Origin of the sequence: Lysinibacillus sp. NPDC093688 (genome assembly GCF_050280145.1) — a bacterium.
GTDB lineage: Bacteria > Bacillota > Bacilli > Bacillales_A > Planococcaceae > Lysinibacillus > Lysinibacillus xylanilyticus_B.
On sequence record NZ_JBNNUX010000032.1, the window covers coordinates 1 to 16,214 of the forward strand.

The window sequence follows — 16,214 nt, forward strand, 5'->3', positions numbered from 1 at the left end:
ACGATTAAACGGCTTGAGTCCTTTAGAATTCAGGGCTCAAGCCGCTTAATACATTTTTTATTATTTCCACTGTCTACTTGACAGGGAGCAGTTCACTTAGCGAAGTTGTCTTTTTTGCTATCGTTTAAATGAACTATACAAAGCAGCAGATCAATTTCCCATTTGTTGGACAGCTTCTGTTATTAAAATTCCCTACTCCAATGTTCAGTTTCATTATCATACAAAAAAGTTACATCTGCATGTTCAACCTTCAATTCATGTTGTAAATAATCAATAAAAGTTTGAAACATTTCTTCGTTTATTTCCTCTTTTTTGTTAGTTAGCCGAATATTAAGCACAGGTTTAGCTCTTGTCGAATATGAAGGCGTAAATGACATACTATTCGGTTCCCCAAATGTTTTAGTTATATAACGATTAACTTTTGGTTCTACTTGTTCTATGAATTTTGCTTCTTCTTGAATTGCTATATCATCTTCCATTTGTTCCGTATGTCTATTTTCATAAACCATGAACGTCTTTTGTGTGTCTATATTTAAAATCACTGCAGCATATTCAAAATCAGGGTATTCCTTATCATTATCATAAAGGACATGGGAGATTTCGTATTTCATAGTTGGATATGTCTCTTGTATGTATTGTTCTGCTTGTGAAATTACCTTTTCCTCTTCTTTTCTATCTGGTATCATCGATGCCCTAAAACTAAATAATGAAAAGACAGTCAAAAATATTAGTAATATCACTATTCCCCCAATTGAAAAAATGAATATGCTCCAAACTTTTAGCCATTTATTCATCTTATCACCCCCTTTGTAAGTATATCGATTTTTATCTGACACTCCAGAAGAGCGTCAACCGGAGCGGAATCAACCCCACGTTATGATGGAGAGCCTTTAATTAAATGATTGGGTTGACCTACTAATAAAATACCTGTAGAGGATTTTTTTGGCAAATCTGCTAATATTATTATTTATTGTTTTTGGTAAAAAGGAAAAAATGGGGAGTGTGTTCGGGCAATAGTATTATAAAAAATGCTACAATAAAAGAAAAAAGAAGAGGCGATGCACGTGGATAACGTCATTGATTTTATTGCAAAGAAAAAAGAACGTGAAGAAAGACAGCGCGCGCAGGATTTAGAAAGGTATGTTGCGACACAATGTAATTTCCATCAACCAGAAAATATTGATGCACTTGTTGAAGGGAAAGTGATTGAGGTCAAAGACCATACGTTGTTTTTAGGTTTTCTCTCAATATTAAAAGATGAAAAAATTGATCCACTTGATATTTTTCAGGATGTATTTACATTAGAACCTTCCCGCTTTGAAATGTCCTACAATATGAGATGGTGGTCAGTTGTACAGCTTGCATTTACATTTTTAACAATTTTAAAGGAAAACGAGCCACATACATATGCAGATTTTCTTGGTTTATAAAATGAATCTAGAGTGTGTGCACGTCTACAAGGCTACATAAACGTGCACATACAGAACTAGATTCCTTCTTATTTCCCCTAAAACTTTTACGATCCCCCTTTCAATTAATAATTGTTCATAGATTTATAATTCCTTAATAATTTTTACTGAATATTTTAACGTCCTCCATACTTGCTTAATGTTTGTTTTCTATCATAAATGTTGTAAGGCAAATGAAAACAAACATAAACAAATGGAGGTTCCAACTCATGGCAATTCAAAAGTTGTGGAAGAAAGGTCTAATCGGAGCGTTAGCAATTTCAATGTTGGCGGCTTGTTCGGACGGTTCATCTAGTTCTAATGAAGTGAAAAGTGATTTAACGCTTGAAGAGGTTACGAAAAAAGCAAAAGAAGAAGGCACTGTAAATTCTGTTGGTATGCCAGATACGTGGGCTAACTGGGTGGAGACTTGGGATGAGCTTGGTACTGAATATAGCCTTAAACATAAGGATTCAGATATGTCGAGTGCTGAGGAGCTAGCAAAGTTTGAGGCAGAAAAGGATGATGCCACTGCTGATATTGGTGACGTCGGAATTGCCTTTGGGCCGATTGCCAAGGACAAAGGGTTAACATTACCTTACAAAACATCTTATTGGGATGAAATACCTGACTGGGCAAAGGATGATGAAGGACATTGGATCGTGGGTTACACTGGAACCATTTCATTTTTAACTGATAAAAACAATGTCAAAAATGCCCCGAAATCTTGGGCGGACATTAAAAACGGAGATTACACTGTCAGCATTGGTGATGCTTTAACAGCGAATCAAGCACAGTTTGCTATTTTAGCAGCTGCTATGGCATTTGGTGGCGATGAATCGAATATTCAACCAGGAATAGACTTTTTTGCAGACTTAGCAAAGCAGGGGCGTTTAAAAGGTGATCCATCTGTAGCGAATTTAGAAAAAGGAGAAATTGACGTAGCGATTTTATGGGATTTTAATTCACTCGGCTATCGACACCAAATTGATGAGAAACGTTTTGATGTTGTCATTCCATCAGAAGGCTCTGTAACATCAGGCTATGCAACGATCATTAACAAGTACGCCAAAAATCCTCATGCAGCAATGCTAGCTCGAGAATACATTTTATCAGATGCAGGGCAAGAAAATTTAGCGAAGGGTTATGCTCGTCCGATTCGTGACAAGGTTCAATTGTCTCAAGATGTTCAGAAACTATTATTACCTGCGGACATGTACAAAAATGCACAGCCAGTAAAAGACCAAAAGAAATGGGAAGAAACAACAAAGCAAATTCCACAACTATATCAGGAGCAGGTATTAATTCATGGGCAATAATAAAGTTGTTTTAATTGTCGTAGATGCACTTCGCTTTGATACAGCCTGTACCCATATGGGATTTATGCACCATTTAGTTGAACGTAAGATTGCAGCACGCTACAAGGTTTGCTCAGAGGTCCCGTCTCTATCAAGGCCTTTATATGAAACGATTTTAACGGGGACACCACCCATTGTACATGGGGTGACGAGCAATATGACAGTACGTTTATCTACGCAAAATAGTCTATTTCATGTAGCGAAAGAAAACGGTTTGTCTACAGCAGCAGCAGCCTATTATTGGGTTAGTGAACTATACAATCGTGCACCATTTGTGCATATGGAGGACAGGTTACAATTAGATACACAATTGCCGATTGAGAATGGCTTGTTCTATTTTGAAGATCACTATCCAGACAGTCATTTATTTGCTGAAGCTGCATGGCTAATGGATCAAAAGCAACCAGATTTCTTATATATTCATCCGATGAATGTAGATGATGATGGACATAAATTTACAGCTGATTCGGCACAATACCGAAATCGTGTTTTAGCAGTGGATGCATTATTATCTCTATTTATTCCAAAATGTCTTGCGCAGGGTTATGAAGTTATCGTGACAGCAGATCATGGGATGACGAGTGATGGTAATCATGGCGGAACAACAGCTGAAGATCGGCATGTACCAATGTTTGTTATTTCGAATCACGTTAAAGCAGGCATTAAGGATGAGATTGTCTCACAGCTACAAATTGCTCCTCTGTGCTGTCATTTATTGAATATCGAACCTTCTGATGAAATGGTTCCGTTGTTATTAGAGGGGATGCATTCTTTAAAAAAAGCTTAATTATCATTATTTAATCAGGCGTGTTTGAGATTATCACCAAAGGTTGATCCTGACATTTTTAAAACATATGTAATGTATTAGTTGATTGGAGTGGAGGCTGGGCGACTCCTTGGGGATCAGCGATAGAGGAACGAAGGCTAAAACCATCACATCCTGTGATAACGCCTTAGTGACCAACATCCTGTTGCCCCGACGCCCCCAGGAAGCTTTGCTCTGTGCGAAAGCGAAGCGACAGCAACAAAGCGCCCCAGCCGGAACGGAAATCAACCCCACATTATGGTGATGAGCCTTCTATCATCATTAATCTATATGGCCGCTATTAAATAAAGAAAGAAGTGATTGTTTTGATTTCGAAGCGGCAAACAGTTGCCTGGCTTTCTCCTTTTCTAGTACTTGTCTTGTTATTTTTCTTAGTACCGTTACTGTATATGCTAATCACAAGCTTTCAAAATAGTGATGGTTTTACATTTGCACAATATCAATCGGTACTAACAAATGATTACATTTTACAAGGCTTTAAAAATAGTATTACACTGTCCGTTATTTCGGCAGTCATTGCCTTAATCGTTACCTTATTTGCAGTTTATGCGATGATGAGATTTTCTGAGCCAGTGCGCGAGAAAATTTTAATACTAACAAATTTAACATCAAATTTTTCAGGTATTCCGTTAGCGTTTGCGTTTATCGTATTACTTGGCAATAGTGGGCTCTTTACATTGCTATTCGATAAATGGGGGATCGACGCATTATCGTCATTTTCTCTTTATAGCTGGGGTGGCTTGTTACTTATTTATATTTACTTCCAGCTGCCATTAGCATTAATGCTTTTATACCCAATTTATGATGGAATTCAGCAACAATGGAAGGAAGCAGCAGCACTACTTGGCGCTTCTACTTGGCAGTTTTGGATGAAGATTGGGATTCCTGTTATGCTTCCAGGGATTGTTGGAACATTTAGCGTATTGTTTGCCAATGCAATGGGAGCATATGCCTCTGCTTATGCACTAACTAGTAGTAATTACAATTTAGTGGCCATTCGTATTGGCTCTCTTATTAAGGGCGATATTTTTGCCCAACCAGAGCTGGCAAGTGCTATTGCAGTAATACTAGCAGTTACGATGGTGACAGCGATGCTATTAAGTGAATGGAGCATTTCAAAAACAAGGAGGAAGTTATAGTGAAAAAAAGAGGCTTTGCTGATTTATTTTTCCTCCTGTTAGTGGTGTATTTAGTGTTGCCGGTTGTTGCAACAATGTTCTATGCCTTTGCGACGAATTGGAATAAGACCATTTTGCCAGAAGGTTTAACATTTAAATGGCTTGCTACATTATTTCAGGATGCAGAATTTATGCAGGCGTTTGGGCGTTCTGTTTTATTGTCGAGTGGGGCTGTAATAATTGCATTGCTCGTTATCGTACCGGCCATATTTGTCATCGTGTTGTATTTTCCGAAATACGAAAAATGGATTCAGATGGCTGTTGTGATGGTGTATTCATTTCCTGGAATTATTTTAGCAGTTGGGCTCATCCGTGTTTACAGCCAATTTGGAGTGCCAATGATTTTAGTAGTTTTAGGGGCATATGTTATCAGCATCTTACCGTACATATACCAGGGGACACGCAATAGTTTGCGGAATGTAGATGCACGGCAGCTTTTAGATGCAGCACAATTACTGGGGGCATCGAAATTACAGGCATTTACCAAAATATTGTTACCTACTGTATACCCAGGCTTATTTGCAGGTGCATTATTATCGTTTTCCGTGCTTTTTGGAGAGTTTGTACTGATTAATCTCGTTGTCGGTTCTCGCTTTGAAACGGTGCAAATTTATTTAATGAAGAAGCTTAGTACAAGTGGACATATTGCTAGTGCAGTTGTCTTTATTTATCTCGTTCTTATGGGCTTATTAACGTTTGCTATTGCAAGATTAACGAAACGATCGAAAGGTGCTACAAATCTATGAGTTATATTGTGATTGAAGGACTTCATAAAAAATATGGATTAACGACAGTTTTATCAAATATAGATATGAAGATTGAAAAAGGTGAATTTATAACTCTTTTAGGTCCGAGTGGCTGTGGTAAGAGTACCATTTTGCGTATTTTAGCAGGCTTAACAGATGCATCTGCAGGAAAGATTATCATTGAAGGCAAGGATATGATGGGTGTTCAACCAAAGGATCGTCAAGTTGGTATGGTGTTTCAATCATATGCGCTATTCCCAAATATGACGGTGAAAGAAAATGTAGCCTTTGGGTTACGTATGCAAAAAGTAAATACTGCAGAAGTCGATCAACGTGTTCAAGAAATGCTTGCGACAGTGCATTTAAGTGAAAAAGCGAACGCATATCCGAAAGAATTATCTGGCGGTCAGCAGCAGCGTGTTGCCCTTGCTCGAGCTTTAATTGTACGCCCTAAAGTATTGTTGTTAGATGAGCCGCTCAGTGCGCTAGATGCCCAAATTCGTCAGAAGCTTCAAGCAGACTTACGAGCTATCCAGCAAAAGCTTGGCATAACGATGATTTTAGTTACGCATGACCAAGAGGAAGCAATGGCTGTTTCTGACAGAATATTTGTTATGAATAATGGGATGATTGCACAAAGCGGAACACCTACTGCGATTTATACAAGCCCTGAAAGTGAGTTTATCGCTAATTTTATCGGACATTATAATGTCTTTACACGTCAAGCTCTTGAGACAATGATTGGCGAGATATTGCCAAAAGAATACTTAAAATTTGCGATTCGACCGGAAGCCATTCATCTCGATCAGAGGCAAGGGGATGTTTGTATTACTGGAGAGGCGAAGCAGTCATTAATGAGCGGTAATGTTATTCGGACAACATTCGAGGGAGAATGTCCCTTTACGATGGAGCAGCTACACCAACGAGGGCAGTCGTTTGAACTGGGGAAGAAATATGTGTGCTATGTGGCGAGAGAAGATGTGATTGCATTATCATGACATATGCAAAAATAGAACGATTTGAGTTTATTTTACAGCAATTAGAGGTTGATGAGAAAATTATTGTTGCCAATATTGCGGAAGAATTACAAGTGGCGCCTGAAACGATTCGCAGAGATTTTGATGAGCTAGAGCAACAGCGTTTATTAACGAGAGTACACGGAGGAGCTGTGAAGTATACACACGTTAGAAATGAACCAATATTTTTGCGAAAGCTTCAAATGCAAAAAGAGGCAAAACGCAATATAGCTCGTGTGGCAGCTAGACGTATATGTGATGGGGATACAATTGCCGTTGATACCGGTACGACAACGGTGCATATTGCAGATTTTTTATTGGCAGTCGATGATATAACGGTCGTAACCAATTCTATCGCTGCAGCTGTACAATTTAATTTGGCTATTGAAGAGCGACGAATGACGGGTAAGGTTATTTTACTCGGAGGAACGACAAATCCAAGGCAATCCTCAGTAGCAGGAGCTATGACTTTGGAATTGTTAGGTAATATGAATTTTGATAAAGCATTTATATCATGTGGTGGTATTAGCGAAGGTATTGTTTACGATTACGATTTGGATGAATCGTTAATTTCTAAAAAAATGCTTGATCATAGTAAGATGAACTTTTTACTAGCGGATGCAACAAAAATAAATGGGAAGTCCTTTTATCAAATTTGCCACATAGAGGAGAGCTCCGAAATTTTTTGTGATATAGCTTGCCCAGTGGAGTGGCAAATATATGAGGAAAAGTGGACGGTATGTAATGGAGGGAATAGCGAATGATTGATTATCATGTACATTTAGAGGAAGGCCCATATTCATTTCGTTGGTTAGAGCGTACTTCTCAGGCGATTAGTTTTTTTAATGAAGATGAAGCGGCAGCAAAAGGTTCTAGAGCATATGTTGAGTTGCAAATGCAGCAGTTGTCACAGCGATTACAAAATGGCTGTTATAGTGAGGAATGGTTAGATTTATATTTACAGCAGGCAAAGCAGCTCGGTTTGAGGGAGGTTGGAATTGTCGACCATCTATATCGTTTCAAAGAGACGCAAGCATATTTTGAGCGTAATATGCAGTTAGATGACAATGAAGTTGGAAAAGTACAGCGGTACTGGCTTGACCGTGTGATGACAGAAAGCATGGATGATTTTGTGTCAGCTATTAATCGAGCAAAGGAAAAATGGAGTCGGCATGGTATTTCCTTAAAGCTAGGCATAGAGGCAGATTATTTTGTCGGCGGTGAGGAAGAATTAGCATCATTACTGGAAGGGTACCCGTGGGATTACGTCATCGGATCAGTCCATTTTGTGGATGGTTGGGGCTTTGATAATCCTCAAACACAATACATATTTGAGGACATGGATGCTGCTACATTACAGCAGAACTATGAGCGTTTTTTTGCTACAGTCGAAAAAATGATCCACTCAAACATGTTTGATTTTGTAGCACACTTGGATAATTTTAAAGTGTTTGACTATCAAGTGAAGGATACGGCTTTTCTTGACTCTTGGTATGAAAGAATTGCAAAGGCACTTGTGACCACGCAAACTGCCACTGAAATAAATGCCGGCTTATATTATCGCTATCCAGTAAAGGAAATGTGCCCAGGCCCCCGATTCTTGCAAATTTTAATTGAACATGGTGTAGCCTTTACAATTTCTTCAGATGCACATTTCCCAGACGATTTAGGCAAATACACATTTGCTAATACAGACTTACTAAAAAGCAATGGCGTACGATCCATTATTGGGTTTAATCAACGCAAAAAGCAATATATAGAACTATAATAAATGTCGCCGTTGATGAATATCATCGGTGATTTTTTATTTTTGAAAGAGTGGTAGATAGGCTTCAGCGAAGTGAAGGATAGAGCAGCCAAAGACGTGGGTAGAATCGTAAAAGTGGCGGATAGCGCAGCCAAGGACGTGGATAGAAGCGTCGAAGTGAAGGATAGAGCAGCCAAGGACGTGGATAGGAACGTCGAAGTGACGGATAGAGAAGCGAAAGTCGTGGATAGAACCGTCGAAGTGACGGATAGAGAAGCGAAAGTCGTGGATAGGAACGTCGAAGTGACGGATAGAGAAGCGAAAGTCGTGGATAGAACCGTCGAAGTGAAGGTTAGAACAGCGAAAGTCGTGGATAGAACTGTCAAAGTGACGGATAGAATCCGCAAAGCGACGGAAAGAAAAGTCAAAGTGACGGAAAGAGCCAGCCGAGCGACGGAAAAGAATCCAAAGTGACGGATAGAACAGCCAAATAAGTGGATAGAACCGTCGAAATGATGGATAGAGAAGCCAAATAAGTGGATAGAACCGTCGAAATGATGGATAGAGAAGCCAAATAAGTGGATAGAACCGTCGAAGTGACGGATAGAGCAGCTAAAGTCGTGGATAGAATCGTCAAAGGTGACGGATAGAGCAGCTAAAGTCGTGGATAGAACCGTCAAAGTGATGGATAGAATCGCTGAAGCGACGGATAGACCAGTCAAAGCGACGGAAAGAATCAGCGGAGTGACGGATAGAATCGTCATAGCGACGGAAAGAATGCAAAGCGACGGATAGAACAGTCAAAGCGACGGAAAGAGCCAGCCGAGCGACGGAAAAGAATCCAAAGTGACGGATAGAACAGCCAAATACGTGGATAGAACCGTCGAAATGATGGATAGAGAAGCCAAATAAGTGGATAGAACCGTCAAAGTGATGGATAGAATCGCTGAAGCGACGGATAGACCAGTCAAAGCGACGGAAAGAATGCAAAGCGACGGAAAGAATCAGCGGAGTGACGGATAGAATCGTCATAGCGACGGAAAGAATGCAAAGCGACGGATAGAACAGTCAAAGCGACGGAAAGAGCCAGCCGAGCGACGGAAAAGAATCCAAAGTGACGGATAGAACAGCCAAATACGTGGATAGAACCGTCGAAGTGATGGATAGAGAAGCCAAATATGTGGATAGACCCGTCGAAATGATGGATAGAGAAGCCAAATACGTGGATAGAACCGTCGAAATGATGGATAGAACAGCCAAATACGTGGATAGAACCGTCGAAGTGACGGATAGAGAAGCCAAATACGTGGATAGCCCCGTCGAAGTGATGGATAGAGAAGCCAAATACGTGGATAGCCCCGTCGAAATGATGGATAGAGAAGCCAAATACGTGGATAGCCCCGATAAAGTGACGGATAAAACCAACATACTGAAAGAAAGCCCCCGCAAAAACTGGCGGTCCCCCCTCAACCTTACAAAAATATTCAACTTACGAAGCTTAATTAAGTCTAAACCGCGACATTTAGTACGCAAGTCTTGTAGGATGTTGCAATTATTCAGTATAATAGTAAAATGGGATTTCAAATGTATGGAATTCGTTTGAAAGGAGTTACCTGATTGCGATGAATGAAGAACAACGCTTAGCTAATCAACAAGTCAATCAACCAAAAAAAGAAGACAAGCCTGAAAAGGATTATAGTAAATATTTTGAAACGGTCTTTACGGCACCTTCATTAAAAGATGCTAAAAAACGTGGGAAAGAAGATGTTAAGTACCACAAGGACTTTAATATTGCAGAAGAGTTTGCAGGTATGGGTACAGGGCGTACTTTTTATATTCGTACGTATGGCTGTCAAATGAATGAGCACGATACAGAAGTTATGGCTGGGATTTTTATGCAGCTAGGTTATACGTCTACAGATATAATTGATGAAGCTGACGTCGTACTACTGAATACGTGTGCTATCCGTGAAAATGCGGAAAATAAAGTATTTGGAGAACTTGGCTTCCTGTTAAAATATAAACGTAAAAATCCAGAAATGCTGATCGGGGTTTGTGGCTGTATGTCACAGGAAGAATCCGTTGTCAATAAAATTTTAAGAAGTTATCCGCATGTCGATATGGTGTTTGGTACACATAATATTCACCGTTTACCGAACATTTTAAAAGAAGCATATATGTCTAAGGAAATGGTCATTGAGGTTTGGTCTAAAGAAGGCGATGTAATTGAGAATCTGCCGAAAAAACGTCTTGGCTCCATCAAAGCTTGGGTAAATATTATGTACGGCTGTGATAAATTCTGTACGTATTGTATTGTACCTTATACGCGTGGTAAGGAGCGTAGTCGCCGTCCAGAGGAAATCATTGCTGAAGTTCGTGAACTAGCGGCTGCGGGTTATAAAGAAATTATGCTTTTAGGACAAAATGTCAACGCTTACGGCAAGGATTTTGAGGATATTGAATATCGACTTGGTGATTTGATGGATGAATTACGAAAAATTGATATCCCACGTATTCGTTTTACTACGAGTCATCCACGTGACTTCGATGATCAGTTAATCGAAGTTCTTGCAAAACGTGGTAACTTAGTGGAGCATATTCACTTACCAGTACAATCTGGTTCAAATGATGTGCTAAAAATTATGGCGCGTAAGTATACACGTGAGCATTTCCTTGGATTAGTAGCGAAAATTAAAGCGGCTATTCCGGAAGTAACACTAACGACAGATATTATCGTAGGTTATCCTAACGAAACCGAAGAACAATTTGAGGAGACCTTATCCTTGTACCGTGAAGTAGGCTTTGAAATGGCCTTTACTTATATTTATTCTCCTCGTGAAGGTACACCTGCTGCCAAAATGGTGGATAATGTACCTGAAGAAGTGAAAAAAGAACGACTTCTACGATTAAATGAGGTTGTAGGGGAATACTCTCGCAAAGCATTAGAGGGCTTGAAGGGTGAAATAGTAGAAGTATTAGTCGAAGGTACAAGTAAAAGACGTGATGATGTGTTAGCTGGCTATACGCGTAAAAATCGTCTTGTAAACTTTAAAGCGCCTGCAGATCTAATTGGTCAATTAGTGAAGGTTAAAATAGTTGAAGCTACTTCATATTCACTGACTGGTGAATTCGTAGAAGTAGTAAAAAATGAAAAGGTGGAAGCGTAAATGACACAAGTATTATATACAAAAGAAGATTTAATCAAGAAGTCACACGAAATTGCGCATATGATTGCCAATACGCCAGAAGTTGAATTTTTCAAAAAGGCAGAAGCACAAATTAATGAAAACCAACAGGTACGTGAGCGTATTGCAAGTCTAAAAAGCCTACAAAAGCAAGCTGTTAACTTCCAACACTTAGGTAAAGAAAAAGCGCTTAAATTAATTGAAGACAAAATCGAAAAAATCGAAGAAGAAATCAACGCAATCCCAGTGGTTCAACAATTTAAAGAATCTCAAGGGGATGTAAATGATTTATTGCAATTAGTATCAAACACAATTGCAAACAATGTTACAAATGAGATTATTCGCTCAACGGGTGGGGATTTACTTCGTGGAGAAACTGGCTCATACGTAGCAAATACAACACCGGGCAGCTGCTCATAAAAATAATAGAAGAAATAGCTCGAATGAATACTTTCATTCGAGCTTTACTATTGTTGAAAAAAATGGTCAAGGAAATCTTTGTGAATGTTGTGGCGCTTTAGATGAGGGTGGTTACGATCCAGGCTATTCGCTTTCAATGTGGGAAGCTTTTCACCTCGACAAAAGCACTTGAGTAACCTTCCACTCAAATCAACGAAAGCGTGGAACTTTTATAAATTGTATGCATTTCAAAAGCACACGCTATGGCTACTCACAATAATCGAACGACAGTGACGCGATTGTAAATCTGTTTTTGTTTTCGCTACGTTAGCACTACGATTTCGCACAAAAAATGTTTCTGAAATTTCGTTTTTTCACTATAAATAAGAATGACTTGCCAGAAGATACATGCTATGTGAAGTGGTTGATTGGAGTGGAGGCTGGGCGACTCCTCGGGGATTAGCAATAGAGGAACGAAGGCTAAAAGCATCACATCCTGTGATAACGCCTTCGTGACCAACGTCGTGTTGGCCCGAGACCCTGGAGCGAGCAGCGCGAGTGAAGCGGGAGGGGAACGAAGGCTAAAAGCATCACGTCCTGTGATAACGCCTTCGTGACCAACATCCTGTTGCCCCGACGCCCCCAGGAAAGCGCCCAGCCGGAACGGAAATCAACCCCTCGATTTGCTGAAAAGCACATACTTTAGAACATCTTAATTTCATTGACATTATAGTTTTTTAACAAAATGAAAAGCTATAATGACAGCATTCGGGCTATTTTTATGTGTTATTCGTCAATACTCGTGGAAGTCATCGTGATTTAGGCAACCTATGAAAAATGAATTTAATCAGCAATTCGATTCTATAAAAATATATGTTCACCCAATAGGCGCTACCTGCATATGATGGAGTGAAAAGAGTCGAAGGAGGAATTGCGCTGAAACGTTTACGACAAATCGTGACGAGAGCAGTAGTTGCCAAAGGGAAGAAGAGAACAGAAGAACGTGTAACATTATGTCCATCAAATAAACCGACAAGTATTCTAGGTTGCTGGGTTATCAATCATACTTGCTCCGCGAAAAAAGTCGGTAAATTTGTAGAAGTATCAGGGAAATTTGATGTCAATGTTTGGTATGCCTATAGTAGTCATTCGAAAACAGCAGTGTTTTCTGAAACGGTGCACTATAAAGACAAAGTGAAGCTTTCTTTTAGAGATGGCGAAGTGAGTGTTGGTGATGATGTTCGTGTTCGTGTCATTCAAGAGCCGAACTGCATAGAGGCAATCATCTCTCCATGCGGTACGAAATTTGAAATCTTAGTCGAACGCGAAGTCGTTGTAGAGGTAATGGGAGAAACGACAATCTGTATTAGTGTACATCCACTAGATTTCGAAGAGGAATGGAACTTTGAAGAGAGCTCATCCTCGTCTTCATCTAGCTCTAGTTCTAGTTCTAGTTCCAGCTCATCGTCAAGTTCAAGTGAAGAAGGTAGGTATGTTTTAGAGTCTTCATCGTTTCCTGATGAAAGACAAAGATAATAGTAAAGACGATATTTCTTTTATACATGCGAAGCGCTAGCATCTTAAAAAAAGGTGATTGAAGCGTTTCGCATGTATCTTTTGTTATAATAAAAATATCTATAAGGTTAGAGCGAGGGAATTTTTAAAATGACAACATATACACCAATGATGCAACAGTATTTGCAGGTAAAGGAAGATTACAAGGATGCCTTTTTATTTTTTAGATTAGGCGACTTTTACGAGATGTTTTTTGAGGACGCTATTAATGCCTCACAACTTTTAGAAATTACGTTAACGAGCCGGGATGCTGGTGCCAAAGAGCGAATTCCAATGTGTGGTGTTCCACATCATTCGGCAAAAAATTATATTGAAACACTTGTGCAAAAGGGCTATAAGGTTGCAGTTTGTGAGCAAACAGAAGATCCGAAGCAAGCAAAGGGTGTAGTGAAGCGTGAAGTCGTACAGCTTATTACACCGGGTACGATCATGGAAGGTAAGTCGCTTGATGGTAAAACTAATCATTTTATTGGTGCTGCGGAGCAATTTGATGATACGACATTTGGCTACGCTTATTTAGACTTATCTACAGGTGAAGCGGTAGCCTCCTCGATTGAGGGCGACGGTAAAGCACTTTTAATGCAAATGCAGGCATACGGTATTCGTGAATTAATTGTAACGGAAAATTTGCAACTGCTATTAGCAGAGCATGCAGTCAATGTCGGTATCATCCTTTCTATTGAAACAGATGAAATGACGTTGGATAAAGCTGCACATTATGTAGAAGCGGTGCCGAGTGATTTACAAATTGCTTGCCTTCGTTTGCTTCATTATATCGATAAAACACAAATGCGTTCATTATCACATATTCAAGCATTTACGTACAATGAAATGAAAAATTATTTACGAATTGACTCTAGCTCTAAGCGTAATTTAGAGCTTATTCAATCTATTCGCGGAGGCGATCAAAAGGGCACACTTTTGTGGTTGTTGGATGACACCGTGACTGCAATGGGGGGACGAAAATTAAAGCAATGGTTACACCAACCTCTTGCTTCACGTTCTGCCATTGAAGCGAGACTAGCAAACGTCACTGATTTGTTGGAAGAGTATTTTGTAAGAACGGAGCTCCAAGCCTCTTTAAAACAAGTATACGATTTAGAGCGTTTAGCTGGGCGTGTAGCTTTTGGTAATGTAGGTGGACGTGATTTAGCGCAGCTACGTGATTCATTACGTCAAGTACCAGTAATTCAGCAACAATTAAGTGGTGCTACTAAAGAAACATTGCAGAAGCTAGGCGCAGCACTTGATACGTGTGCGGATGTAGAGGCGCTTTTAGCTCGTGCTATTACTGACAATCCACCAATTACGATTAAAGAGGGTGACGTCATTCGCGATGGCTATAATGAGCGATTAGACGAGCTACGCTATGCCTCACGAAATGGGAAAGATTGGATTGCACAGCTGGAGCAAGAGGAGCGGGCGAAAACAGGCATTAAAAACTTAAAAATCGGTTACAATCGAATTTTCGGCTATTATATTGAAATTACGAAATCTAATATCCATTTAGCTGATTTAACACGCTATGAACGTAAGCAAACTTTGGCAAATGCTGAACGTTATATTACGCAAGAGCTTAAGGAAAAAGAAGCATTAATTTTAAATGCTGAGGAAGAAAGTTTAACGTTAGAATATAACTTATTTGTGGAAATACGTGATGAATTAAAGGTGTTTATTCCACGTGTACAAGCATTAGCAGCAAGTATTAGTGAGTTAGATGTGCTAGTAAGTTTTGCGAGTGTGTCAGAGAAATATCGTTTTACGAAGCCTGAGTTTCATGAAGGACGTTCGCTCGAAATTATTGAAGGGCGCCATCCAGTTGTTGAAAAGATGCTCAATAAGCAAATGTATGTACCAAACGATTGTGTTCTTGAGGAAAATAACAATATGATGCTAATTACAGGTCCGAATATGTCCGGTAAAAGTACGTATATGCGTCAAGTTGCACTAATTGTTGTGATGGCACAGATGGGCTGTTATGTGCCTGCTGAAAAAGCTAGATTACCAATTACAGATCAGATTTTTACACGCATCGGTGCAGCGGATGATTTAGCTGCGGGACAATCAACCTTTATGGTGGAAATGTTAGAATCTCAGCACGCCATTACGCATGCTACAAAAAATAGTTTAATGCTGTTTGATGAAATTGGTCGTGGGACATCGACTTATGATGGCATGAGTCTTGCTCAATCCATGATGGAATACATCCATGATAAAATTGGAGCAAACACACTGTTTTCAACTCACTATCATGAGTTAACGGCACTTGAAAAGGAGCTTCCTCGACTGCAAAATGTACATGTATCTGCTACTGAAAAAAATGGCACAGTTGTCTTTTTGCATAAGGTGAAAAAGGGGGCTGCCGATAAATCTTACGGGATTCATGTAGCACAACTTGCACAATTGCCAGAGGAAATTTTAACAAGAGCACAAGTACTGCTTGAAAACTTCGAGGCTGGAAATGAAGTGACCGTGTCACAGGAGATTGGTGAAAAGCCAATGCAATTGTCCTTGTCACAGGAGATTGATGAAAAGCCAGTGCAAATGTCTCTGTCACAGGAGATTGATGAAAAGCCAATGCAAATGTCCCTGTTTACGGAGGAAGAACCAATCTCTCCAGCAGAATCTGAGGTGCTTAAAAACCTAGAAAAAGTAAATATTCTAGGCACTTCACCAATGCAAGCGATGAATATTTTATATGAATTACAGCAGCAACTAGTAAACGCAAAAAAGTAA

General features: G+C 39.6%; 16 protein-coding genes. 15 read left to right on the forward strand and 1 reads right to left on the reverse strand.

All coding sequences use genetic code 11. The features are described 5' to 3' along the window. Positions 1-182 precede the first annotated feature (182 nt). Positions 183-794, reverse strand: a complete 612-nt coding sequence (locus ACQKN2_RS19760) for a hypothetical protein (RefSeq protein ID WP_427416462.1) — start codon at positions 792-794, stop codon at positions 183-185. A gap of 264 nt (positions 795-1,058) precedes the next feature. Between ACQKN2_RS19760 and ACQKN2_RS19765 the strand changes: the two genes are divergently transcribed. From ACQKN2_RS19765 to mutS, 15 genes are all read left to right on the forward strand, one after another. Next, positions 1,059-1,430, forward strand: a complete 372-nt coding sequence (locus ACQKN2_RS19765) for a 2-oxoglutarate ferredoxin oxidoreductase subunit beta (protein WP_427416463.1) — start codon at positions 1,059-1,061, stop codon at positions 1,428-1,430. A 248-nt stretch (positions 1,431-1,678) separates the two neighbouring features. Next, positions 1,679-2,767 (forward strand): ABC transporter substrate-binding protein, encoded by a 1,089-nt coding sequence (locus ACQKN2_RS19770; RefSeq protein ID WP_427416464.1) that lies wholly within the window; start codon positions 1,679-1,681, stop codon positions 2,765-2,767. Beyond that, positions 2,757-3,593, forward strand: a complete 837-nt coding sequence (locus ACQKN2_RS19775) for an alkaline phosphatase family protein (protein WP_427416465.1) — start codon at positions 2,757-2,759, stop codon at positions 3,591-3,593. Before ACQKN2_RS19770 ends, ACQKN2_RS19775 begins: the two co-directional genes overlap by 11 nt. A gap of 335 nt (positions 3,594-3,928) precedes the next feature. Then, complete coding sequence (locus tag ACQKN2_RS19780) at positions 3,929-4,771, forward strand: ABC transporter permease (RefSeq protein WP_427416466.1); 843 nt, start codon at positions 3,929-3,931, stop codon at positions 4,769-4,771. Continuing rightward, positions 4,771-5,556, forward strand: coding sequence for an ABC transporter permease (locus ACQKN2_RS19785; protein WP_427416467.1), 786 nt, complete (start codon positions 4,771-4,773; stop codon positions 5,554-5,556). The genes ACQKN2_RS19780 and ACQKN2_RS19785 overlap by 1 nt, the downstream gene beginning before the upstream one ends. Continuing rightward, positions 5,553-6,554, forward strand: a complete 1,002-nt coding sequence (locus ACQKN2_RS19790; RefSeq protein ID WP_427416468.1) for an ABC transporter ATP-binding protein — start codon at positions 5,553-5,555, stop codon at positions 6,552-6,554. The genes ACQKN2_RS19785 and ACQKN2_RS19790 overlap by 4 nt, the downstream gene beginning before the upstream one ends. Continuing rightward, on the forward strand, positions 6,551-7,336 hold the full coding sequence (locus tag ACQKN2_RS19795; RefSeq protein ID WP_427416469.1) for a DeoR/GlpR family DNA-binding transcription regulator: 786 nt from the start codon (positions 6,551-6,553) through the stop codon (positions 7,334-7,336). Before ACQKN2_RS19790 ends, ACQKN2_RS19795 begins: the two co-directional genes overlap by 4 nt. Then, positions 7,333-8,340, forward strand: a complete 1,008-nt coding sequence (locus ACQKN2_RS19800) for a histidinol phosphate phosphatase domain-containing protein (protein WP_427416470.1) — start codon at positions 7,333-7,335, stop codon at positions 8,338-8,340. Before ACQKN2_RS19795 ends, ACQKN2_RS19800 begins: the two co-directional genes overlap by 4 nt. A 96-nt stretch (positions 8,341-8,436) precedes the next feature. Beyond that, on the forward strand, positions 8,437-8,793 hold the full coding sequence (locus ACQKN2_RS19805; protein ID WP_427416471.1) for a hypothetical protein: 357 nt from the start codon (positions 8,437-8,439) through the stop codon (positions 8,791-8,793). A gap of 165 nt (positions 8,794-8,958) precedes the next feature. Next, positions 8,959-9,114, forward strand: coding sequence for a hypothetical protein (locus ACQKN2_RS19810; protein WP_427416472.1), 156 nt, complete (start codon positions 8,959-8,961; stop codon positions 9,112-9,114). A 319-nt stretch (positions 9,115-9,433) separates the two neighbouring features. Beyond that, on the forward strand, positions 9,434-9,922 hold the full coding sequence (locus tag ACQKN2_RS19815) for a hypothetical protein (protein ID WP_427416473.1): 489 nt from the start codon (positions 9,434-9,436) through the stop codon (positions 9,920-9,922). A 19-nt stretch (positions 9,923-9,941) separates the two neighbouring features. Continuing rightward, the gene (miaB, locus tag ACQKN2_RS19820) at positions 9,942-11,486 is read left to right on the forward strand and encodes a tRNA (N6-isopentenyl adenosine(37)-C2)-methylthiotransferase MiaB (RefSeq protein ID WP_427416474.1); all 1,545 of its coding nucleotides are present in this window, start codon (positions 9,942-9,944) and stop codon (positions 11,484-11,486) included. Then, entirely contained in the window at positions 11,487-11,924 is a 438-nt protein-coding gene (locus ACQKN2_RS19825) for a RicAFT regulatory complex protein RicA family protein (RefSeq protein ID WP_427416475.1), read from the forward strand. A gap of 888 nt (positions 11,925-12,812) precedes the next feature. Next, on the forward strand, positions 12,813-13,439 hold the full coding sequence (gene cotE / locus ACQKN2_RS19830) for an outer spore coat protein CotE (RefSeq protein ID WP_427416476.1): 627 nt from the start codon (positions 12,813-12,815) through the stop codon (positions 13,437-13,439). Between the two features lie 129 nt (positions 13,440-13,568). Beyond that, positions 13,569-16,214 (forward strand): DNA mismatch repair protein MutS, encoded by a 2,646-nt coding sequence (mutS, locus tag ACQKN2_RS19835; RefSeq protein WP_427416477.1) that lies wholly within the window; start codon positions 13,569-13,571, stop codon positions 16,212-16,214.

Bases quoted from the DNA above. Each gene is read 5' to 3' on its own strand.
- ACQKN2_RS19765 (WP_427416463.1), top strand. From the start codon at position 1,059: ATGCACGTGGATAACGTCATTGATTTTATTGCAAAGAAAAAAGAACGT.
- ACQKN2_RS19800 (WP_427416470.1), top strand. From the start codon at position 7,333: ATGATTGATTATCATGTACATTTAGAGGAAGGCCCATATTCATTTCGT.
- mutS (WP_427416477.1), top strand. From the start codon at position 13,569: ATGACAACATATACACCAATGATGCAACAGTATTTGCAGGTAAAGGAA.
- ACQKN2_RS19775 (WP_427416465.1), top strand. From the start codon at position 2,757: ATGGGCAATAATAAAGTTGTTTTAATTGTCGTAGATGCACTTCGCTTT.
- ACQKN2_RS19790 (WP_427416468.1), top strand. From the start codon at position 5,553: ATGAGTTATATTGTGATTGAAGGACTTCATAAAAAATATGGATTAACG.
- ACQKN2_RS19795 (WP_427416469.1), top strand. From the start codon at position 6,551: ATGACATATGCAAAAATAGAACGATTTGAGTTTATTTTACAGCAATTA.
- ACQKN2_RS19760 (WP_427416462.1), bottom strand. From the start codon at position 794: ATGAATAAATGGCTAAAAGTTTGGAGCATATTCATTTTTTCAATTGGG.
- ACQKN2_RS19825 (WP_427416475.1), top strand. From the start codon at position 11,487: ATGACACAAGTATTATATACAAAAGAAGATTTAATCAAGAAGTCACAC.
- ACQKN2_RS19770 (WP_427416464.1), top strand. From the start codon at position 1,679: ATGGCAATTCAAAAGTTGTGGAAGAAAGGTCTAATCGGAGCGTTAGCA.
- miaB (WP_427416474.1), top strand. From the start codon at position 9,942: ATGAATGAAGAACAACGCTTAGCTAATCAACAAGTCAATCAACCAAAA.